This is a genomic window from Micromonospora chalcea (assembly GCF_002926165.1).
GTDB lineage: Bacteria > Actinomycetota > Actinomycetes > Mycobacteriales > Micromonosporaceae > Micromonospora > Micromonospora chalcea.
In genome coordinates, this window is the sequence record NZ_MAGP01000035.1 from 94,494 (window position 1) to 115,452 (window position 20,959).

16 protein-coding genes and 1 pseudogene are annotated in these 20,959 nt (G+C 72.7%); 9 read left to right on the forward strand and 8 right to left on the reverse strand.

What is annotated here, in order from left to right; genetic code table 11:
• Positions 1-13 precede the first annotated feature (13 nt).
• Entirely contained in the window at positions 14-856 is an 843-nt protein-coding gene (locus tag BAW75_RS05015; protein ID WP_104112798.1) for a GNAT family N-acetyltransferase, read from the reverse strand.
• 145 nt (positions 857-1,001) lie between these two features.
• Here BAW75_RS05015 and gltB point away from each other — a divergent pair, with 145 nt between their 5' ends.
• The 3 genes from gltB to BAW75_RS05030 all read left to right on the forward strand — a co-directional run bounded on the left by gltB (position 1,002) and on the right by BAW75_RS05030 (position 7,831).
• Positions 1,002-5,660 carry a glutamate synthase large subunit gene (gene gltB, locus BAW75_RS05020; RefSeq protein ID WP_104112799.1) on the forward strand — a complete coding sequence of 1,553 codons (4,659 nt, stop codon included), beginning with the start codon at positions 1,002-1,004 and terminating at the stop codon, positions 5,658-5,660.
• Positions 5,653-7,158, forward strand: a complete 1,506-nt coding sequence (locus tag BAW75_RS05025) for a glutamate synthase subunit beta (RefSeq protein WP_104112800.1) — start codon at positions 5,653-5,655, stop codon at positions 7,156-7,158. The genes gltB and BAW75_RS05025 overlap by 8 nt, the downstream gene beginning before the upstream one ends.
• A gap of 145 nt (positions 7,159-7,303) precedes the next feature.
• Positions 7,304-7,831 (forward strand): hypothetical protein, encoded by a 528-nt coding sequence (locus BAW75_RS05030; RefSeq protein ID WP_104112801.1) that lies wholly within the window; start codon positions 7,304-7,306, stop codon positions 7,829-7,831.
• A gap of 52 nt (positions 7,832-7,883) precedes the next feature.
• On the opposite strand, the gene BAW75_RS05035 is transcribed toward BAW75_RS05030, so the two are convergent.
• Positions 7,884-9,419, reverse strand: a complete 1,536-nt coding sequence (locus BAW75_RS05035; RefSeq protein WP_104112802.1) for a M1 family metallopeptidase — start codon at positions 9,417-9,419, stop codon at positions 7,884-7,886.
• 195 nt (positions 9,420-9,614) lie between these two features.
• On the opposite strand from BAW75_RS05035, the gene BAW75_RS05040 reads away from it, so the two are divergent.
• Complete coding sequence (locus tag BAW75_RS05040; protein WP_043329537.1) at positions 9,615-10,400, forward strand: SGNH/GDSL hydrolase family protein; 786 nt, start codon at positions 9,615-9,617, stop codon at positions 10,398-10,400.
• Between the two features lie 66 nt (positions 10,401-10,466).
• On the opposite strand, the gene BAW75_RS05045 is transcribed toward BAW75_RS05040, so the two are convergent.
• Positions 10,467-11,921, reverse strand: a complete 1,455-nt coding sequence (locus tag BAW75_RS05045; RefSeq protein WP_104112803.1) for an MFS transporter — start codon at positions 11,919-11,921, stop codon at positions 10,467-10,469.
• A gap of 182 nt (positions 11,922-12,103) precedes the next feature.
• On the opposite strand from BAW75_RS05045, the gene BAW75_RS05050 reads away from it, so the two are divergent.
• On the forward strand, positions 12,104-12,685 hold the full coding sequence (locus BAW75_RS05050) for a TetR/AcrR family transcriptional regulator (RefSeq protein ID WP_043331116.1): 582 nt from the start codon (positions 12,104-12,106) through the stop codon (positions 12,683-12,685).
• Positions 12,686-12,722: 37 nt separating this feature from the next.
• Here BAW75_RS05050 and BAW75_RS32770 read toward each other — a convergent pair whose 3' ends face one another.
• A complete protein-coding gene (locus BAW75_RS32770; protein ID WP_104112814.1) occupies positions 12,723-12,977 on the reverse strand; it encodes a hypothetical protein in 255 nt (84 codons plus the stop codon).
• Between the two features lie 26 nt (positions 12,978-13,003).
• Positions 13,004-13,345 carry a hypothetical protein gene (locus tag BAW75_RS05060; protein WP_244206015.1) on the reverse strand — a complete coding sequence of 114 codons (342 nt, stop codon included), beginning with the start codon at positions 13,343-13,345 and terminating at the stop codon, positions 13,004-13,006.
• Between the two features lie 183 nt (positions 13,346-13,528).
• Between BAW75_RS05060 and BAW75_RS05065 the strand changes: the two genes are divergently transcribed.
• The gene (locus BAW75_RS05065) at positions 13,529-14,296 is read left to right on the forward strand and encodes a Scr1 family TA system antitoxin-like transcriptional regulator (protein ID WP_104112804.1); all 768 of its coding nucleotides are present in this window, start codon (positions 13,529-13,531) and stop codon (positions 14,294-14,296) included.
• Complete coding sequence (locus tag BAW75_RS05070; RefSeq protein ID WP_082930880.1) at positions 14,287-14,493, forward strand: DUF397 domain-containing protein; 207 nt, start codon at positions 14,287-14,289, stop codon at positions 14,491-14,493. Before BAW75_RS05065 ends, BAW75_RS05070 begins: the two co-directional genes overlap by 10 nt.
• Before the next feature lie 207 nt (positions 14,494-14,700).
• Here the strand turns inward: BAW75_RS05070 and BAW75_RS05075 are convergent, their stop codons facing one another.
• From BAW75_RS05075 to BAW75_RS05090, 3 genes are all read right to left on the reverse strand, one after another.
• On the reverse strand, positions 14,701-15,282 hold the full coding sequence (locus BAW75_RS05075; RefSeq protein ID WP_104112805.1) for a Fic/DOC family protein: 582 nt from the start codon (positions 15,280-15,282) through the stop codon (positions 14,701-14,703).
• Positions 15,279-15,866, reverse strand: a complete 588-nt coding sequence (locus tag BAW75_RS05080; RefSeq protein ID WP_167435522.1) for a Panacea domain-containing protein — start codon at positions 15,864-15,866, stop codon at positions 15,279-15,281. Before BAW75_RS05080 ends, BAW75_RS05075 begins: the two co-directional genes overlap by 4 nt.
• A 1,331-nt stretch (positions 15,867-17,197) precedes the next feature.
• Positions 17,198-17,944: a phosphotransferase family protein gene (locus BAW75_RS05090; protein WP_104112807.1), complete on the reverse strand. Its 747-nt coding sequence runs from the start codon at positions 17,942-17,944 to the stop codon at positions 17,198-17,200.
• Positions 17,945-18,150: 206 nt separating this feature from the next.
• On the opposite strand from BAW75_RS05090, the gene BAW75_RS05095 reads away from it, so the two are divergent.
• Both BAW75_RS05095 and BAW75_RS05100 read left to right on the forward strand, forming a co-directional pair.
• Positions 18,151-20,667 carry an FtsK/SpoIIIE domain-containing protein gene (locus BAW75_RS05095; protein ID WP_104112808.1) on the forward strand — a complete coding sequence of 839 codons (2,517 nt, stop codon included), beginning with the start codon at positions 18,151-18,153 and terminating at the stop codon, positions 20,665-20,667.
• A pseudogene (locus BAW75_RS05100) lies at positions 20,664-20,959 on the forward strand (hypothetical protein); the annotation flags it as partial. The gene BAW75_RS05095 and the pseudogene BAW75_RS05100, both read left to right, overlap by 4 nt.

A 20,959-nucleotide genomic window follows, 5' to 3' on the forward strand; every position in this document is an offset into this window, starting at 1 on the left:
CGCCGCGGCGGCCTCAGATGACCGCGGCGGGCTCGGCGATGCAGGCGGTGCCGATCCGGCGGAACCCGACCCGCAGGTAGACCCGGGCGATGTCCTCGCTGCCGGCGCTGAGGAAGATCAGGTCGGTGCCGGCAGCGCGCAGTTCCCGAGCGAGGGTGGCGGTCACCGCCGCGCCGAGGCCGCGCCGCCGCGCGGACGGCAGCGTGGCCACCCCGGCGATCTCCGCCACGTCGCCGACCCGCATGGCCATGCCGCCGGCGAGCGCGCCTTCCTCGGGCGTGGCGGCGAGCACGGAGATGCGCCGGCCGTCGGCGACCCGGGTCGCCTCCTCCTCCAGCGCGGCCACGTCCAGCCCGGAGACGGCGGCGTCCCGCTCGGCCGGTCCGGCCTCGCCGCGCGCGGTGCCGCCGTTGGCGAAGCCGACCGCGGCGACGGCCCGCCGCAGCGCGATGTCCGCGGCGAAGCCCGCGTCGCCGGGGTCCAGCACCCGCACCGGTACGTCGCTGAACGTCCCCGGTTCGGGCAGGCGCTCCGGTTCCAGCAGCATCAGCGGCGCCTCCAGCACGCTCAGCCCGGCCGAGCGGGCCACCGCCAGCAGCTCCGGTTGGTGCTCGTGCACCCATTCGAACGCCTCCGGCAGGCCCAGTTCCTGCTGCCGGGTGCGTACCGCGTTGACATCGGCGAGGGTGGGGTGCTCGGTGGCGTCGAGCCGGGGCCGGGCGTAGAACGGCCATCCGGCGCCTTCCCGGACGAAGAGCACCAGGGCGCCGTACTCCTCGGTCCGGGCCCCGTCGCGGGGCACCGCGTCGTAGAACCGCTCCAACCGGTCGAGTACGTCAGCGCGTGCGAGATCCACCGCGCGAGACTACATGTCCCAGCATCTGGAAGTGTGATCAATCTGAACTGGCCTTGCGCCGGAAGCCCTAACGTAGACTCAATAAACCGCAGAGGGCCGACGTCGTCCCCATCATGATCCATCCTGAGTGACGACAGGAGGCCCGGTGGCCTTTCCGTACCCTCACAGCCCGCAGTCGGCCCCACCGGCGGCCGGGCTCTACGACCCCGCGTACGAGCATGACGCCTGCGGTGTGGCCTTCGTGGCCGACCTGCACGGGCGGCGCTCGCACCAGGTCGTCGCGAACGGCCTCGGGGCGCTGTGCCGGCTGGACCACCGGGGCGCCCGGGGCGCTGAGCACAACACCGGGGACGGCGCCGGCATCATGATCCAGGTGCCGGACGCGTTCCTGCGCGCCACCGTCGACTTCCCGCTGCCCCCGGCCGGCCAGTACGCCACCGGCCTGGTGTTCCTGCCCGACGACGACGCGGCCGAGACCCGTGCCCGCCAGGTGGTCGACAAGTACGCGCTGGTCGAGGGCGCCGACGTGCTCGGCTGGCGCGAGGTGCCGACCGACCCGTCCGGCCTGGGCGAGACGGCGCTCGCGGCGATGCCCCGGGTCCGGCAGCTCTTCGTGGCCGCGCGCCGGCTGACCGACTCACCGGCCGGCCCGGCCGGTTCCCCGCTGACCGGGCTGGACCTGGACCGGGTGGCGTTCTGCCTGCGCAAGCAGGTCGAGCGGGAGACCGCCGAGCGGGGCGTGCCGGCGTACTTCCCGTCGCTGTCCGGCCGCACCATGGTGTGGAAGGGCATGCTCACCCCGGACCAGCTTCCGGAGTTCTACCCGGAGCTGACCGACGAGCGGGTGGTCAGCGCCATCGCGCTGGTGCACTCGCGCTTCTCCACGAACACGTTCCCGTCCTGGCCGCTGGCGCACCCGTACCGGTTCATCGCGCACAACGGCGAGATCAACACGATTCGCGGCAACCGCAACTGGATGCAGGCCCGCGAGGCGCTGCTGCGCAGCCCGAACCTGCCCGGCAACATCCGCCGGGTCTTCCCGGTGTGCACCCCGGCCGCGTCCGACTCGGCGAACTTCGACGAGGTCCTGGAGTTGCTGCACCTGGCCGGGCGGAGCCTGCCGCACGCGGTGCTCATGATGATCCCCGAGGCGTGGGAGAACGACCCGGACATGCGCGCCGACAAGCGCGCGTTCTACCGCTTCCACGCCAGCCTGATGGAGCCGTGGGACGGCCCGGCCTCGGTCGCCTTCACCGACGGCGAGATCGTCGGCGCGGTGCTCGACCGCAACGGGCTGCGCCCGGGCCGCTGGTGGCACACCGCCGACGGGCTGGTGGTGCTTGGTAGCGAGGCGGGCGTGCTCGACCTGGACCCGTCCACCGTGATCGCCAAGGGCCGGCTCCAGCCGGGCCGGATGTTCCTGGTCGACACCGTCAACGGCCGGATCGTCTCCGACGACGAGATCAAGACCGAGCTGGCCGCCGAGCAGCCGTACCAGGAGTGGCTGCATGCGGGCCTGATCGAGCTGGACGACCTGCCGGCCCGCGAGCACATCGTCTACACCCACGACTCGGTACGCCGCCGCCAGCAGGTGTTCGGCTACACCGAGGAGGAGCTGAAGATCCTGCTCGGCCCGATGGCCCGCAGCGGCGCGGAGCCGATCGGCTCGATGGGCACCGACACGCCCATCGCCCCGCTGTCCACCCGGCCGCGGCTGCTCTACGACTACTTCCATCAGCTCTTCGCGCAGGTCACCAACCCGCCGCTGGACGCCATCCGGGAGGAGCTGGTGACCAGCCTGGCGTCCACCATCGGGCCGGAGGGCAACCTGCTCGACCCGGGTCCGGCGAGCTGCCGGCAGATCGTGCTGCCGTACCCGGTGATCGACAACGACGAGCTGGCCAAGATCCTCTCCATCGACGAGGACGGCGACCTGCCCGGCTTCAAGGCGGTCCGGGTCTCCGGTCTCTACCGCCTGCGCGACGGCGGCGCCGGCATCAAGGCCCGGCTGACCGAGATCTGCCGGCACGTCTCCGAGGCGATCGAGGACGGCGTACGCATCCTGGTGCTCTCCGACCGGGACTCCAACGCCGACCTGGCCCCGATCCCGTCGCTGCTGCTCACCGCCGCGGTGCACCAGCACCTGGTACGCGAGCAGACCCGTACCCAGGTGGCGCTGGTCGTCGAGTCCGGCGACTGCCGCGAGGTGCACCACGCGGCGGTGCTGATCGGGTACGGCGCGGCGGCGGTCAACCCGTACCTGGCCTTCGAGTCGGTCGAGGACATGATCTCCACCGGCGTGCTGGCCGGCGTCGACCGGGTCAAGGCCGTCCGCAACTACGTCAAGGCGCTCGGCAAGGGCGTCCTGAAGATCATGTCCAAGATGGGCATCTCGACCGTGTCCTCGTACTGCGGCGCGCAGGTCTTCGAGGCGGTCGGCCTGGACACCCGCCTGGTCGACAGGTACTTCCGGGGCACGCCGAGCACCATCGGCGGCATCGGGCTGGCCGAGATCCACGCCGAGGTGGCGGCCCGGCACGCACGGGCCTGGCCGGCGCCGGGCGCGCAGGCCACGGACCGGCTGGAGGTCGGCGGCGAGTACCAGTGGCGCCGCGAGGGCGAGCTGCACCTGTTCAACCCGGAGACCGTCTTCCTGCTCCAGCACGCCACCCGCAGCCGCCAGTACGACGTGTTCCGGCAGTACACCGCGAAGGTCGACGAGCTGGCCGCGCAGGCCGGCTCGCTGCGCGGGCTGTTCACGCTGCGCACCGGCGTACGACCGGCGGTGCCGCTGGACGAGGTCGAGCCGGCCAGCGAGATCGTCAAGCGCTTCGCCACCGGCGCCATGTCATACGGGTCGATCTCGGCGGAGGCGCACGAGACGCTCGCCATCGCGATGAACCGGCTCGGCGGCAAGTCCAACACCGGCGAGGGCGGCGAGGACGTCGAGCGGCTGCACGACCCGGCGCGGCGCTCCGCGGTCAAGCAGATCGCCAGCGGCCGCTTCGGCGTGACCAGTGAATACCTCGTCAACGCCGACGACCTCCAGATCAAGATGGCGCAGGGCGCGAAGCCCGGCGAGGGCGGGCAGCTACCGGGCAACAAGGTCTGGCCGTGGATCGCCCGGACCCGGCACGCCACCCCCGGTGTCGGCCTGATCTCCCCGCCGCCGCACCACGACATCTACTCCATCGAGGACCTGGCCCAGCTCGTCCACGACCTGAAGTGCGTCAACCCGGCCGCCCGGGTGCACGTCAAGCTGGTCAGCGAGGTCGGCGTGGGCACCGTCGCAGCGGGCGTGGCCAAGCTCAAGGCCGACGTCATCCTGATCTCCGGCCACGACGGCGGCACCGGCGCGTCCCCGCTCAACTCGCTCAAGCACGCCGGCACGCCGTGGGAGCTGGGCCTGGCCGAGGCGCAGCAGACGCTGCTGCTGAACAAGCTGCGCGACCGGGTGACGGTGCAGGTCGACGGCCAGCTCAAGACCGGCCGGGACGTGCTGATCGCGGCGCTGCTCGGCGCCGAGGAGTTCGGCTTCGCCACCGCCCCGCTGATCGTCGAGGGCTGCGTGATGATGCGGGTGTGCCACCTGGACACCTGTCCGGTCGGCATCGCCACCCAGAACCCGGTGCTGCGCGAGCGCTTCACCGGCCGCCCCGAGTTCGTGGAGAACTTCTTCCTCTTCCTCGCCGAGGAGGTCCGCGGCTACCTGGCCGAGCTGGGCTTCCGCAGCATCGACGAGGCGATCGGGCACACCGAGCTGCTCGACGTGGCTGGCGCGATCGACCACTGGAAGGGCCACGGGCTCGACCTGAGCCGCGTGCTGCACCTGCCCGAGCTGCCCGAGGGCGCGGCCCGCCGGGGCGTACGCGCCCAGGACCACGGCCTCGACGCGGCGCTGGACAACCGGCTCATCGAGCTGGCCGGGCCGGCGCTGCGGGAGCGCACCCCGGTCCGGGTCGAGGTCGAGGTGCGCAACGAGCACCGCAGCGTCGGCGCGATGCTCGGCGGCGAGGTGACCCGCCGCTTCGGCGGCGCCGGCCTGCCCGACGACACGATCGAGTTCCTGCTGCGCGGCACCGCCGGCCAGTCGTTCGGCGCGTTCCTGCCGCGCGGCGTCACGCTGCGCCTGCACGGCGACGCCAACGACTACGTCGGCAAGGGACTGTCCGGCGGGCGCCTCGTGGTGCGGCCGGACGCCGACGCGCCGTTCGTCGGCGTGGACGCCGCGCCCGGCCGCCGCGCCGAGGACCAGATCATCGCCGGCAACACCATCCTGTACGGCGCGACCGGCGGCGAGGTGTTCCTGCGCGGCCGGGTGGGGGAGCGGTTCGCGGTCCGCAACTCCGGCGCGGTGGCGGTGGTCGAGGGCCTCGGCGACCACGGCTGCGAGTACATGACCGGCGGCACCGTCGTGGTGCTCGGGCCGACCGGGCGCAACTTCGCCGCCGGCATGTCCGGCGGCACCGCGTTCGTGCACCGGCTCGACCGGCGACTGGTCAACACCGAGCTGGTCGACCTGTCGCCGCTGCGCGACGAGGAACGCGACCGGCTGCACGAGCTGGTCCAGCGGCACTTCGCCGAGACGGACTCGGCGGTCGCCGAAGACCTGCTCAAGCGCTGGCCGCAGGCGGTGGAGGAGTTCACCGCGGTGGTGCCCCGGGACTACCGCCGGGTCATGGAGATCATGCGGGCCGCCGAAGCCGCCGGCCGAGACGTCGACGACGCGGTGATGAGCGCCCTCTCGCCCGCGCCGGTACCGCCCGCGCCCCGGGCGGTCGCCCAGGAGGTGGCTCGTGCCTGACCCGAACGGTTTCCTGCGCTACGACCGGCGGCTGCCGGCCCGCCGTCCGGTGCCGGTGCGGATCTCCGACTGGCGGGAGGTGTACCCGCCGGCCGGTGAGGAGCTGATCCGCGAGCAGGCCACCCGGTGCATGGACTGCGGCATCCCGTTCTGCCACGACGGCTGCCCGCTGGGCAACCGCATCCCGGACTGGAACGACCTGGTCCGCACCGGCAACTGGGACGCGGCGGTGGACTCGCTGCACGCCACCAACAACTTCCCCGAGTTCACCGGCCGGCTCTGCCCGGCGCCGTGCGAGGCGGCCTGCGTGCTCGGCCTGGGCGGCCAGCAGCCGGTCACCATCAAGCAGGTCGAGGTGGAGATCGCCGACGCGGCGGTGGCCCGCGACGGCCTGCGGCCCCGGCCCGCGTCCGTGTCCACCGGCCGGTCGGTGGCCGTGGTCGGCTCCGGCCCGGCCGGACTGGCCGCCGCGCAGCAGCTCGCCCGCGCCGGTCACACGGTCACCGTGTACGAGCGCGACGACGCGATCGGCGGCCTGCTCCGCTACGGCATCCCCGACTTCAAGCTGGAGAAGCAGCACATCGACAAGCGGCTGGCCCAGCTCACCGCCGAGGGCGTGCGGTTCCGCACCGGCGTCGACGTCGGCGTCGACGTGACCGCCGAGCAGTTGCGCGCCGAGCACGACGCGGTGCTGCTCGCCTGCGGCGCGTTGCAGGGCCGGGACACCCCGGAGACGCCCGGCCGGGCGCTGCGCGGCGTGCACCAGGCGATGGCGCACCTGGTCGCCGCGAACCGGGTGGTGGCCGCCGCCGGGGACGGGAAGCCCGCCCCCGCGACGCTGCCCGACGGTACGCCGATCGACGCCGCCGGCAAGCACGTGGTGATCATCGGTGGTGGCGACACCGCCGCCGACTGCCTCGGCGTGGCGCACCGGCAGGGCGCGGCCGGCGTACACCAGCTCGACCTCTACCCGGAGCCGCCGACGGAGCGGGACGCGGCGCGGGACCCGTGGCCGACCTGGCCGTGGGTGCTGCGCAACTACCCGGCGCACGAGGAGGGCGGCGAGCGGGTCTTCGCCGTCGCCGTGCAGGAGTTCGTGGACGACGGCACCGGCCAGGTCCGCGCGGTCCGGATCGCCGAGGTGACAGTGGAGAAGGTGGACGGTCGCCGCATCGTCACCGCGCTGCCCGGCTCCGAGCGCGAGATCCCGGCCGACCTGGTGCTGCTCGCCATCGGCTTCGAGGGCACCGAGGAGCAGCCGCTGCTGGCGCAGTTCGGGGTGACCCGCAACGGCCGGGGCGCGATCGACTCCGGCCCGGACTGGCAGGCCACCGACGGCGTCTTCGTCGCCGGTGACATGCACCGGGGCGCGTCGCTGATCGTCTGGGCCATCGCCGAGGGACGCGCCGCCGCGGCGGCGATCCACACGTACCTGGGTGGGGTGGGCGACCTGCCCGCCCCGGTCGACCCGGCCCGCCAGCCGCTCGCCCCCAGGTGAAAGGAAGGGCCCCCTCTTAACGCCTCAGGTAGAGGAGGGGGCCCTTCTTAACACCCGCCGCCGCCGCGCGGCCGTCCGGGAAGGGTGGCCCAGGTCATGCCGGACGGGGCCCCGGCGGCACGACGACCGTCGTTAGGCTGCGGCCATGGACGTCGAGGTACGCCTGCGGCGCATCCGCCGCTGGCTCTGGCTGGTGGTGGCGGGGCTCTTCCTCAGCGGGGTGACCGCGTTCCCGCTGGAGGTCGAGGTGCGCTGGCTGCTGGCGGCGTCCGACCCGCTCGCCGGGCAGTTTCCGGCGCTGGTCGACTGGATCGAGCGGGTCCACGTCGGACTGGTGGCGGCCGGTGAGGACTACCCGTTCCTGCGGTACGGCACCGACTGGCTGGCCTTCGCGCACCTGGTGCTCGCGGTGGCGTTCTGGGGGCCGCTGCGTGACCCGGTCCGCAACGTGTGGGTGGTCCAGGTCGGAATGATCGCCTGCGCCGGCATCGTGCCGCTGGCGGTGATCTGCGGTCCGATCCGGGACATCCCCTGGTTCTGGACGCTCGTCGACCTCTCGTTCGCGGTCGGCGCGTTCCCGCCGCTCTGGTTCGCCTACCGCCACATCCGCGCGATCGAGGCGGCGCAGCCTTGGACGGCGTCGACTGCGGCACCCGTGCCGACCGCCGGTTGACCGGCCGGCCGGGCCGCCCCCGTGGTGGGGGAGCGGCCCGGCCGGCGCCCGGTCAGCGGCCGAGCAGGTCGTGCGCCGCGCGGATCTTCGTCCACGAGGCCGGCTGCGCCGGTGCGGCGCTCGTCCGCGCGGCGGCGGTCACGTCGGGGCGGCCGGGCGTGAACAGCCAGGTGGTGAACACCGCGTCGAGGTCCCGCCCGGAGATCCGCTCGGCGAGCGCCTGGAACTGCGCGACGGTGCCGTTGGCGTACTGCCGCTTGGCCGTCCAGGTGCGCAGGATGCGGAAGAACGCGGCGTCGCCGACGGCGAGCCGGATCTGGTGCAGCGCCATCGCGCCCCGGTCGTAGACGGCGTCGTCGAAGATCCCGCTCGGGCCCGGGTCGCCGGGGCGCACCTGCCAGAACTCGGAGTCGGCCGGGTAGCTGTCGTAGGTGAAGTCGAACAGTTCCTGCGCGGTGCCCTCGCCCTGCTCCTCGGACCAGAGCCACTCGGCGTACGAGGCGAAGCCCTCGTTGAGCCAGATGTGCCGCCAGTCCGCCACCGACACCGAGTCGCCGAACCACTGGTGGGCGTTCTCGTGCACCACCACGTACGGGTTGGCGCCGCGCCGCCAGAAGCCGGGGCCGTACACCGGGCGGGTCTGTGTCTCCAGCGCGAAGCCGATGCCGTCGACCGGCCCGGCCACGCCGCCCTGCGCCTCGAACGGGTACGGGCCGAACAGCCCGCTCTCCCAGTCGACGATCTCGGCGGTGCGTTCGATGCTGGCCCGCGCGGCGGGCAGGCGCTCGCCGAGCGTGGTGCTGTACGCGTTCACCACCGGCTGGCCGTTCGGCGCGACGTCGGTGACGATGTCGTACTGCCCGATGGCCAGGAACGCCTGGTACGTGGCGCCGGGCTTGACGCTGCGCCAGCTCCACCGGGTGCGGTTGCCGGCCTCGGGCAGCGGGTCGCGCGGCTGCACGCCGTTGCTGATCACCTCGACGCCGGTCGGCACCGAGACGGAGATGTCCCAGGTGGCCTTGTCCTTCGGGTGGTCGTTGCTCGGGTACCACCACCAGGCCGACTCGGGCTCGTTGACGGCGAGCGCCCCGTCGGCGGTACGGGTCCACGCCGTGTAGCCCTGGACCGTGGTCTGCGACGGCACGCCCGCGTACTTCACCACGACGGTGAGCTGCTGCCCCTTGGTCAGCGGCTGGGCCGGGGTGATCACCAGCTCGTGGTCGCCGGCCCGGGTGTACGTGGCGACCCAGCCGTTAACGCGCACCGACTCGACGGCAAGGACGAAGTCCAGGTTGAACCGGGACAGGTCCTTGGTGGCGGTGGCCAGGATCGTGGTGGTGCCGGTGAGCCGGTCGGTGGCCGGCTCGTAGCGCAGCCGGATGTCGTAGTGCCCGACGTCGTAGCCGCCGTTGCCGTAGTCGGGGAAGTAGCTGTCACCCAGCCCGGGGCTGCCGGGCGTCGGGGTGGCCGCCGCGGGTTGCGGCCGGCCCCATCCGGCCGGGGCGGCCTGGCCGGGTGATCCGGTCACTGTGGTGCCGGCCGCGGTGAGGGTCAGGGCGGCGATGGCCGCCGTGAGTGCGCGTCGCACGGGGGACTCCCTCCGTCGGGTGTCGTCACCGCCAAGCTAATCGACGCATGTGAACGCATCTGTCCCGTCCGGCCGATCTCGGCTATTCAATTTCGGCAAATGTTTCGATAGCATTACCGACCAGTAACAGCACCGATCCCTCGGCCACGCGCGCGGTCAACGGGCTCCACCACCCTGCCCCGTGGAGGCTCTGCCATGCCCCGTCGCGTCCGTACCGTGTTCGCCGCCGTCCTGGCGGCCGTCCTCGGCGCCGTGCTCCTGCCCGGCGCCGCCCGGGCGGCCACCGTCAACTACGTCGCCCTCGGCGACTCCTACTCCTCCGGGGTCGGCGCCGGCCCGTACGACCTGTCCACCTGCCTGCGCAGCCAGAAGTCGTACGCCCCGCTCTGGGCCGCCGCCCACTCGGTCACCAGCTTCAAGTTCCCGGCCTGCGGCGGCGCGGTCACCGCCGACGTGCTGAACAACCAGGTCGGCCAGCTCAGCAGCAGCACCACGCTGGTGACCATCACCATCGGCGGCAACGACGCCGGCTTCGCCGACGTGATGACCAGTTGCCGGTTCGGCAGCACGTCGAGCTGCGAGAGCGCGGTCAACGAGTCGAAGGCGTTCGCCACCGCGACGCTGCCCGCCCGGCTCGACGCCACGTACACCGCGATCCGCAACCGGGCCCCGAACGCCCGGCTGGTGGTGCTCGGCTACCCGCGGCTGTTCGAGACCGGCTCCTGCGGCCTGCTCGCCATGAGCAGCTACAAGCGCACCATCCTCAACCAGGCCGCCGACACGCTCAACGGCGTCATCTCCGGCCGGGCCGCCGCGGCCGGGGGCACGTTCGTCGACGCGCGGCCGTTCTTCGCCGGGCACGGCGTGTGCGCCGCCGACCCGTGGATCCGTGACGTCAGCGGCGTGATCGAGGCGTACCACCCGAACGCCAGCGGCTACCGCTACGGCTACCTGGCCGCGCTGACCGCCGCCATCGGCTGACCGGCACGGCGAAGCCCCGCCCGGCACCGGCGCCGGGCGGGGCTTCCGTCCGCGTACCCCATGGGGTCAGCGGGCCGGGACCAGCTCCGGCGCCGGCGCCAGGTCCGGCACCGCCGGCCCGATCCGTCGCCGCGGCCACCGGCGGCGGCCGGAGGGTACGGCGAGCGCGGCCAGCGCCGCGGCCACCGAGATGCCGGTGAGCAGCAGGAAGCCCGCCGTGAAACCGGCCTCCCGGGGCAGCCCGCTCGGCTGCGGATTCGCGGTGATCACGGCACTGGCGAGCGCCGCGCCGATCGCGCCGCCGATGGTACGGATGTTGGCGTTCATGCCGGTCGCCGCGCCGGTCTGCCCGGCCGGCACGTTCGCCACGATCAGGTTGGCCATCGAGGCGAACGCCAGCCCGATGCCGAGGCCGACCAGGCCACCGGCGACACCGACCTGCCAGCGGGTGTCGTGCGCGACGGTCAGCATGGCGGCGGCCGCGACGTTGAACACCGCGCCGGTGCTCAGCTGCGCCTTGGCGCTGAACCGGGACTGCAGCCGTCCGGCCAGCAGGCCGGCCACGAACATGCCGACGAGCATCGGCAGCATCAGCAGCCCGGCCTGGGTGACGCTGGCGCCGAAGCCGTAGCCGGCGCTGGTCGGGATCTGCGCGAACTGCGGCAGGAAGGCGTAGACGGCGAACATCGAGGCGCCGTAGAGCAACCCCACGAGGTTCGTGGTCCAGACCGCCGGCAGGCGCATCATCCGCAGGTCGATCAGCGGGTTCGCGGCCCGCGCCTCGGTCGCCAGCCAGGCGACCGCGAGCACCGCGGCCAGCGCCAGCAGGCCGACCACCCGGCCGGAGCCCCAACCCCACGCGGCGCCCTTGCTGACCGGCAGCAGCAGCGCCACCAGCCAGCCGGACAGGAGTACGGCGCTGAGCCAGTTGATCCGGCCCGGGGTGCGTACCGGCGAGCGCGGCACGAACCGGTGCGCGGCGAGCGCGGTCAGGCCGACCACCACCAGCGGGATCCAGAACAGCCACCGGTAGCCCAGCGTGGCCACGATCGGCCCGGCCAGCACCACGCCCAGCCCGCCGCCGACTGCGACGACCGCGGAGATCGAAGCCACCGCCGAGCTGACCCGGGCGGCCGGGAACTCGTCGCGGATGATGCCGAACGACAGCGGGAAGACGGCGCCGCCGATGCCCTGCACCACGCGGGCGGCGATCAACACGCCGATGCTGGGGGCGACGGCCGCCAGCAGGCAGCCCAGCGCCAGTGCGGCGAGCGAGAAGACGAGCGTCTTCTCCTTGCCGACCATGTCGCCGATGCGGCCGACGATCGGCGTGAAGACGGACGCGGAGAGCAGGTAGGCGGTGAGGACCCAGGTCACCGTGTTGGGCGAGGTGTGGAGGTCGTGCTGGATGGTGGGCAGCACCGGCGTGATCAGCGACTGGAGCATCGCGAAGAATCCGGTGCCGGCGGCCAGCACGAGGAAGGTGAGCCGGCGCGAGCCGCGCCGGGTTGAGTGGATCATGTGGGACGACTCCCCGTTCGGTACGAGACTGGTGGCCGCTCGCGCGGTCCTGCGGCGGTGGCGGCCGGACGTCCGGAGTAAGCTATCCGGAGGGGTGGCTCCGGTCAGCAACCGGAGGCTTGCCTCCATTAACTTAGCGGAGGGTTGCCTCCGGTTGCAAGACGGAAGGGGTGACGCGGGTCATGACCGACGCCGACGTGCCCGGTGAGGTCTTCTCCCGCCGCCCGAAACGGGCCGACGCCCGCCGCAACTACGACGCGCTCATCGCCGCCGCCCGTGAGGTCTTCGGCGAGCACGGCGCGGGCGCGTCGCTGGAGGAGATCGCCCGCCGGGCCGGCGTGGGCATCGGCACGCTCTACCGCAACTTCCCCCACCGGCGTGACCTGTTCGAGGCGGTCTACGTCGAGGAGGTGCGCGCGCTCAGTGCCTCCGCCGCCGACCTGGCCGACGAGCCGCCCTGGGACGCCCTCGTCGGCTGGCTGCACCGGTTCGTCGCCTACGTGGCCACCAAGCGGGCGCTGGCCGAGGAACTGGTGCACGACTCCGAGGTGTTCCGCAGCTGCCGCACCGAGATCTACGCGACCGGCGAGCCGCTGCTGCGCCGCGCCCAGGAGGCCGGAGCCGCCCGGCCGGACGCCGGCTTCGACGACGTGATCCGGCTGATCAGCGGGCTGGCCGCGTACCAGTTCCCGGACCCGGCCCAGCGCGACCGCGTCCTGGCCATCGCGCTGGACGGCCTGCGCCCGCCGGCCCGTGTGACCTGATACGTCTCGTCGCCCGGCCGTCTGTCGACGTGACGCATCAAGGGCTGCTCTGCGCGGGATGAAGTGGCGGGCGCGGCCGTGCCCAGCCGACGAATCGAGCGAACAACACTTGTGGGCTGGGAGCCTCGTACGGGTTGAGACGATGTAGCTCGTGGGCTGCGTCATAGAGCTGCCCACACAGGTAGATCGACAGGGCGACACGATCGTTCGCGTACTCGGCGAGCAGTGCGAGTCGAGCCTCCGCGCACGGCCACGGATAAGCGCAGCGTTTGCAGATCCAGAGTGGGCGCATAGGCAGATGCGCGCGAGCGCCCGTGCTCACCCCAGCCCTCGCAGCCGCGTGGCCGCGTAAGTGCGGCTGCTGCTACTGCTGGACATGCGCTCCCGAGTTGTTGATTCCAGTCGGCGCAGACCAGCCAAATACACGAAAAGTTCCCGCTTGGCGACTGCGGTGCCTCGGGCGTTCAACTCGTACGCCTCGATCCATGCCCAGCCGTCGTACGGCTGGCGATCCTCGATCTCCCGGATCACGCGAACGGTGATCGGGCGAAAGAACTGAACGCTTGCCCTGCGGTCGAGGCAGAGGAGATCTCCCGCCTTGAGCGGGCTGTCATTCGCCGTTGCGTCGCGTCGACCCGCCCTCGGCCTGCTGTCGGGCATGAGTTTCCTCTCCTGCCAGGGGCTGTGTCGGGCGGCTCGCCCGACATCCCTGGTCCTGTGGCCGCCGGACGTCCGAGCACCGGCTGTGCCGCCTGGAGGTCAGCTTTGCCGAGAGCTATGGGACCAATACACAGCGTTGATGTATGGTGCCGAGACGTTCGGGACGTCCATGAGGGAGGAAGGATGAACCACGCGCTCCAGGTGGCGATGGCCGAAGCCGGTGAGACGGCGGAGAGCCTTGCAGCTCAGACCGGCGTGGATCCGAAGACGGCGGCCCGTTGGGTCTCTCCGGGACGTATTCCGCAGCCTCGGCGACGTGCCCAGGTGGCGGCGCTCCTCGGCCGGGACGTCGGGGATCTTTGGCCGGACGTCCTCAAGCGCCGTGAACCGCCGTGGCTGCGTGAGTGGGTCGACTGGGAGCGGGACGCCGTGTCGATCCGCTGGTTCGAGCACACATGGGTGCCCGGGCTGTTGCAGACCGAGGCATATGCACGCGCGACGCTGACCGGCGAGGCGCTGACCGCAGCGGAAATCGATGAGCTGGTCGCCTCGCGGCTCGAACGACAGTCGATCCTCCGTCGGGACCGGCCGCCTCTGGTCGTCGCGGTCATCTTCGAGGGCGTGCTGCATCAGTCGGCCTACGGCGACCGGGAGCTGATGCGGGAGCAGCTTGAGCACCTGGTCCACTGCGCAGCCCTGCCCGGTGTGCAGATACACGTCGTGCCGAGGGACATCGGCATGTACCCGGGGCTCGGTGGCGGCTTCATCCTCGCCGAACTGCCCACCGGTGAACATGTCGCGCACGTCGACAGCCAGGCGTCCGCGCAGCTACTTAATGAGGCTGCGGCCGTTGCTACGCTCAGCCGTAGGTGGGAGCGCATCAGGGGCGAGGCCCTCTCCCGAACCCAGTCACTAGACCTGATCATGGAAGCGGCAGGATCATGGACATGACCGCTGCGCGATGGCGCAAGAGCACGAAGAGCGGCAACAACGGCGGCTCTTGTGTGGAGGTCGCCGACAACCTCGCGGGCGTCGTGCTGGTCCGGGACACCAAGGACCGGGCCGGCGCGACGCTGGCCTTCGCGCCGGCGGCCTGGCAGGGATTCGTCGACCTGGCCAAGGAGATCGGCGTCAGTGAGCGTCGATGACACCAGCACCGACGCTCGGTGAAGATCTCGATGCCGAACTGGCCCGGCGGGGGATGGCGGTCTCCGCCGAGGGCTGCGCTCGCGCGGGGAGGCAACGTGCTCAGGTGGAGCAGCAGTGGCCTCGCGGTCGTCGGGTCAAGCTGCGCGAACGAATGCGTCAAGCGGCACAGGAGATATCCTCCAGGATCTATGACTGAGCAGCGTGGCTCAGCTGATACGCCGGACGACCGGATCGAGCGCTGCCGTCAGGAGGTCCGTCTCGCCGGTGTTCAGGTGCTGGATGCAAGCGGCGATGTTGTCCGCCGCATCGAGTTCCGACCAGTCGAGCAGGTAGCCGGCCGCGGCGCCGAGCTGGCGCAGGAAGGCGCGCAGGGTCCGTCCGTTGCCCTCCCGGAACGGATGGCAGACGTTCAGCTCCCCGTAGTAGTGGGCGAGCGACTCGACGAACGCCTCGCGCCTCAACCCGAGCAGGAAACCGTCCTCGGACAGTCCGGTGAGGACGGTACTCACCTGGTCGTCGATGAACCGCCAGTGGCAGAAACGGGCCCCGGGCTTGCTGATGTCGACCGTACGGGTCTGACCCGCCCACTTGTACAGGTCACCGAAGAGATGGCGGTGGAACGCCTGGAGGTGACCCAAACCGTAGTTGCCAGGGATGATGGTCCGAGCGGCCTGCACGTCCCGGATCGAGACGAGGCGGAACTCGGCGTCGCGTAGGGCGGCGGCATCCCTCAGGCCCAACTTGTTGACCAGGCAATCCGTACCCGGCCAGCAGTACGGATCGGTCATCCGCGCAGGCGGGCGATCTCTTCGGCGATGAGGTCCTCAGCGCTCACCAGACCCGAGGCCACATCGCGAAGGCGCTCCTGCCACTCCTCGTCGAACTCCTCGCCCTCGATCGCGGCGTTCGCAGTGGCCAGGGCGACAGCCGTTTCTGTGCTCGCCGTCTGCCTCGCGTAGTAGGTCCGCATCAGGTCGGTGTCGATAGGTTCGGAGGAACTTGCGGACTCGGGCAGTGCCCCCCGAGCAGCTCGCCAGGGCAGCTCGTTGTGCGTCATGGTCGACAACTCGGCCGCCGAGAATTTTCCGTACTCGCGGGTGACCCAGCGGACACAGTCGAGCTGGGCGTCCGTGAGCCGGGAGGCATCCCCGAGCGGCCAATCCGACACGTAGAGCTGCTGGCGGTGCTGCCGGTAGAGCAGGGGAACGACAGGGCCTTCCCGCCAGGCCTCGATCGGCTCGGCGAACAGCGGTGCTCCGGTGCGGGCCAGGTGCCACCCCTGGCAGTAGTAGACGAGCTTCTCCAGCTTCATCGCCGTGACGCGGCCGACCTCGGCGAGCACTGCCGCGGCAACGTCGTGTGCGTTGGCCATCGGGGGACACCTCCTTCTTCGGCCCTGCTCAGAGCGTACCGATGATCCGCCTGGCCAGGCGACCCGCGGAGCTGTGTCGAATGGGACGTCCGCCGCATACCGGCACTGCCCGGCCGGCGGCGGCTCCCGCCCGGGAACCGCCGGCCGCTGCCGTCTCAGCGGTGCGCCTACTCGGCCGCCCTCACGGGCCGGTGATCGCGAACACGTACCCCGGCAACTGGATGTTGGCGAACAACGTCCCGACGACATGTCCGCGTTTCATGCATCGGAGGTAGGGCTCAAGATCGCGACCGCAGGATCGTCAGCCCTGCCCTTCCGGCAGCTGTTCTAGCCCGTCGGCGAGCAGGGCTCACGTCCTGAGCGCCCCTCGAACCAGGGTGTCGGAGCTACCGTCGTCGCCACCAGCGGAACAGCTCCGCCAAGGCTTTGATGATGCTTGGCCGGTCCTTCGGGTCAGCTCCCCGTAGGGCGAGGGCCGTGATGATGACCTTCCCCGCGACCGGGACGGCCACGGTGGCCGCGACGAGGACGGCGGCAAGCCACGGGTTTGCAGGAACGAGGGCAACGAGTCCCAAGGATCTGTCCTTACGCAAGTACCTGACGGGGTAGCCCTCTTCAAGCCAGGGGCGTGGCTATGGACCGTTTACGCTTTGTCCGCTTTGCAGGCGTCAGATTTATTTGCGTTTTAGGACGTCGTAGGCTTCGTAGGCTTTATCGTTTCTGCCGGGCAGCATACCCGACCGGTGCCACCGGCGCGACGAGCGGGGAAGGCCCCTCAGATTGTTGCAGAGGCGCTGGTGGGTGCGGGTGTTGGCGCAGGTTGAGCCGCTGAGTTAACGCCTTGCGATCCTCGCCCCGCGCGGCGTGAGGTTGCTGGCCACACCTGCCCGGATGACGCGAGACCTCGATGCGCTCGATGACCGAGGCGAGGCTGGTCCGCTTCCAGGTGTGTCCTTGTCGGGCCACACCTTTCGCAGTCGGCACCGGACGGCAGGCGGGTGCGGCCCGGCAGCGCCGGCACCGGGTACGGCTCGTCGCCGCCGATCTCGTGGTTGTTCACAGCACCGAGCCGTGCGGGCCGCGGAAGCAACGGTGCCGTCGGCGTCGCTCGGGGTGGGCTGCCCGGACTCCAGCTTCGTCGCGCCCGCCTGCGCGACAACGGTGTACGAGAAGCCGGGCGGCAGCGCCAGCAGACCGGCCGGGTCCGGCACCGGTTCGCCGTTCGCCGGGGGAAAGGCAAGCCGGGCCGGGGGAACGGTGGGGGCCGGGCCGTGCGCAGCCGGGTGAACAGGGGACGAATCCCGCGTGCCTCGGCGTGACAGCCCTGGCGGTCAGGGCTCCCGCATCCGGGCTCTGAGCACGTCGAACTCGCACCCCGGCGCGTCCGGATCGAAGCCGTGCGCGATCAGCCAGCGCGACGCCACCAGGCTGCGCAGCGACCACCAGGCGCGGATCACGTCCCGGTCCACGTCGGAGCCGTAGCCGGCGAGCAGGTCGTCCAGGCGATCCTCGTGTCCGAGCGTGAGAACGGCGAGGTCGAACATGGCGTCGCCAGAGGCGGCCTCGGACCAGTCGATGACGCCGCTCACCTCGTCGCCGTTGACGAAGACGTGGGTGATCTGGAGGTCGCCGTGGACGAACACGGGCTTCCACGGCCGGAGCGCGGCCTCGGCGATCTTGCGGTTGCGCCGGACCACCTCGGCGGGCAGCGCCGCCTCGGCGAGCAGCCCCGCGCATTCCCGGTCGAGTTCCGCCGCCACGTCGTCGAGGCGGCGTCCCGGCCACGGCGGCAACGGCGCGTCGTGCAGTCGCCGGATGGCCGCACCCGCCGCCGCCCACGCCGCCGGTGACGCCTCCGACGGTCGGCCGAGGACGCCGAGCGCCGTGCCGGGTACGGCGGCGATCGCGAGCACGGGCGGCTCGTGCCAGAGGATCGTCGGGGTCGGTACCGGTGCCAGGCCCATCGCCCGCACCTCGACTGCGGCGTGCGCCGGGTCGCCGTCGACCTTCAGGAACACATCCCCGACGCGCAGCGTCGCGCGCTGACGGTGGGCGACGACGACTTCGACCTCGTCCATACCGGCCATCCTGACGAAGGTGACCGTCGACGTCGCCGCATATTGCGCGGGCCAGGTCGGCGGGCAAGCAAGCCGAGCGGGAGCGTGATCTAGGGCCCTGTGCAGCCGGATGAACAGTGGACGAATCTCGCGTGCCGAGTGCCTCGTGCCGGTGCGGCGCGGGTCCGTTAGGGTTCTGCTCGATCGCAAACGTCGGAGGGCGGACGGTGGGCAGACTCGCGGCGGCGTACCGGCAGGCGGTCGATCGGCACCGGCAGGCACTGCGCCACTGGGAGGCGGCCCGGCGGCTGCTCGGCGCCGCCGGCCCGGCGCCGGTGGGCAGCCCCGAGCTGGTCGCGCGGCTGGCCCGCCTCGGCGGTGAGCTGGCCGCCGCGCTGTCCGGCACCGCCCGCGTCGCGACCCACCCCGTTCCGGTACGCCTCGGCGCGGCGACCACTGTCGACGGCGCGTTCCCGGTGCTCGTGCCGGTGGGGGCGGGCGCGCATCTGGCGCTCGATCAGGACGCCCGCGACCCGCGCGTCGGGGAGCTGCTGCGGGCGGTGGTGGTGCGGCTGCTGACCGCCGCTCCGGCCGGCGCGATCCGGGTCGTCGGCATCGATCAGGCCGCCTTCGGCGCGGCGTTCCTGCCGCTGCGCCCACTGCAGGACGCCGGGGTGCTCGCCGCGGCGGCGACCACCGAGGCGGAGACAGCAGCGCTGCTCGACGCGGCCGAGCGGCACGCCCGTACCGCCCAGCGGTCCGCGCCGGAGGACCGGGAGCTGCTGGTGGTGGTGGCCGCGTCCGCGCCGCCGCCCCGGGAGCTGGCCCGGCTCGCCGCGCTCACCCACGCCGGCCCGGCCGCCGCGGTCTGCGTGCTGCTGGCCGGTCACCGGCCCGCCGGGCCGAGCGCCGCGCCGCCGCTGGGCGCCACCACCCACCTGCGGATCACCGAGCGGTACACGCTCGTCGGTGACCCGCCCGGCCGCCCGTTCAGCGCCGACGGCAGCGGGCTGGCCGCGCCGGTGGTGCTCGACGGCGACCCGTCGCACGCCGCGGTGACCGCGCTGGCCCGCCGGTACGCCGAGACCGCCGACCAGGACGTCGTCACGTTCGCCGACCTGCTGCCCGCGCAGCGCTGGGCCGGGTCCGCCGCCTCCGGCCTGCGTACCGTGCTCGGCCGCGCCGGCCGCCGCCCGCTCGCGGTGGCGTTCGACGACGCCACGCCGCACTGGCTGATCGGCGGCCGCACCGGCGCCGGCAAGACGGTGCTGCTGCTCGACGTGCTCTACGGGCTGGCCGCCCGCTACTCCCCGGCCGAGCTGCGGCTGATGCTGCTCGACTTCAAGGAGGGCGTGAGCTTCACCGAGTTCGTGCCCACCGACCGCGACCCGTCCTGGCTGCCGCACGCCGACGCGGTGGGCATCGAGTCCGACCGCGAGTACGGCGTGGCGGTGCTGCGGGAGCTGCGCGCCGAGTTGGGCCGCCGCGCCGACCTGCTCAAGCGGCACGGGGTCAGCCGCCTGGCCGACCTGCCGCCCAACGCCCGGCCGCCCCGGATCGTCACCGTGATCGACGAGTTCCACGTGCTGTTCGCCGGCAACGACGCGCTGGCCCGGCAGGCCGTCGACCTGATCGAGGAACTGGCCCGCAAGGGCCGCTCGTACGGCCTGCACCTGGTGCTGGCCAGCCAGAGCACCACCGGCATCGAGGCGCTCTACGGCCGGGCCGAGGCCATCTTCGGCCAGTTCCCGCTGCGGATCGCGCTGCCCGGCGGGGACGCCGTGCTGGACCCGCGCAACGACGCCGCGCGCGGGCTCACCGTCGGCACCGCAGTGGTGAACACCGCCGCCGGCGCGCCCGGCGCGGACGCGGAGGTGCGGTTCCCCGACGCGCACGCCGCCTCGGCCGACCTGGCGGCGCTGCGGCACGAGCTGCACGCGGCCCGCCCGGCCGGATCGCGCCCGCCGTCGGTGTTCCGGGGACACGAGACGCCCCGGCTCACCGACGACAGCGCCTGGACCGCGCTGACGCCGGGCGCCGACCCGCCGTACGCGCTCGTGGGCCGCGCGGTCGACGTCGCCGGCAGCCCGGCCGGGTTCGCGCTCGACGCCAGCCCGGGCCGGCACCTGGCGGTGGTCGGCACCGCCACCGTCGGCGCGGAGGTGCTCCGGTCGGCCACGCTGTCCCTGGCCCGGCAGCACGCGCCCGGCACCGCCCGGTTCCTGTTCGCGCCGCTGGCGCCCGGCACCACCGACGCCGCCGACGACCTGGCCATGACGCTGGCCGCCGCCGGGCACCCGGTCCGCCGCCTGGCCGCCGAGGCGCTGCGCGCCCAGCTCGCCGAGGCCGCCGCAGGTGACGCCCCGGCCTCCGGGCGCACCTACCTGGTGGTGTTCGGGGTGGACGCCGCCGCCACGACGCTCGCCGCCTCCGACCCGGCGACGTTCCGTTCCGGGTACGACGACCTGCGCGCCGTGCTGCGCCAGGGGCCCGCGCGCGGCGTGCACGTGCTCGGCTGGTGGCGCGGGCTGCGCCGGCTCGCCGACGATCTCGGCGGCAGCGGGCAGCGCGACGACGTCACCGGGCTGATCGCGCTCAACGTGCCCGCCGCCGACCTGGGCCTGCACCTCGGCGTGCACGACCTCGCGTACGTTCCGCGCGAGGGGCGCGCCCTGCTCGTCGACCGGCACGAGCACCGCACCGCGCTGATCGTGCCGTTCGCCGCGGGGAGTGATGTCCCATGAGTGGATTCGACGAGTACGCGGCGCTGCTGCGGGAGCTGTCCACCCGGCAGCGGGGCGGGGAGCGGGAGATCGCGGCCGAGGCGGAGCGCCGCCGTGGCCTGCAGGCCGCCGTCGACAAGCTGGGGCAGCGGCTCGTCGCCCAGGGGCAGCACCTGGACCGGCTGGGCCAGGCAATCGGCACGCCGATGACCTCGGTACCGGCGCCGGCACCGGCGGTTGCGGTGGCCGCCGGACCGGCCGCGCCGGAGGCGGCAGACGCGGGCGGGCGGACGGGGGCGGGGCGGGGGGCGGA

Bases quoted from the DNA above. Each gene is read 5' to 3' on its own strand.
- BAW75_RS05060 (WP_244206015.1), bottom strand. From the start codon at position 13,345: ATGCCCGACAGCAGGCCGAGGGCGGGTCGACGCGACGCAACGGCGAAT.
- BAW75_RS05065 (WP_104112804.1), top strand. From the start codon at position 13,529: ATGAACCACGCGCTCCAGGTGGCGATGGCCGAAGCCGGTGAGACGGCG.
- BAW75_RS05045 (WP_104112803.1), bottom strand. From the start codon at position 11,921: ATGATCCACTCAACCCGGCGCGGCTCGCGCCGGCTCACCTTCCTCGTG.
- BAW75_RS05030 (WP_104112801.1), top strand. From the start codon at position 7,304: ATGGACGTCGAGGTACGCCTGCGGCGCATCCGCCGCTGGCTCTGGCTG.
- BAW75_RS05075 (WP_104112805.1), bottom strand. From the start codon at position 15,282: ATGACCGATCCGTACTGCTGGCCGGGTACGGATTGCCTGGTCAACAAG.
- BAW75_RS05070 (WP_082930880.1), top strand. From the start codon at position 14,287: ATGGACATGACCGCTGCGCGATGGCGCAAGAGCACGAAGAGCGGCAAC.
- BAW75_RS05050 (WP_043331116.1), top strand. From the start codon at position 12,104: ATGACCGACGCCGACGTGCCCGGTGAGGTCTTCTCCCGCCGCCCGAAA.
- BAW75_RS05090 (WP_104112807.1), bottom strand. From the start codon at position 17,944: ATGGACGAGGTCGAAGTCGTCGTCGCCCACCGTCAGCGCGCGACGCTG.
- BAW75_RS05080 (WP_167435522.1), bottom strand. From the start codon at position 15,866: ATGGCCAACGCACACGACGTTGCCGCGGCAGTGCTCGCCGAGGTCGGC.
- BAW75_RS05040 (WP_043329537.1), top strand. From the start codon at position 9,615: ATGCCCCGTCGCGTCCGTACCGTGTTCGCCGCCGTCCTGGCGGCCGTC.
- BAW75_RS32770 (WP_104112814.1), bottom strand. From the start codon at position 12,977: ATGCGCCCACTCTGGATCTGCAAACGCTGCGCTTATCCGTGGCCGTGC.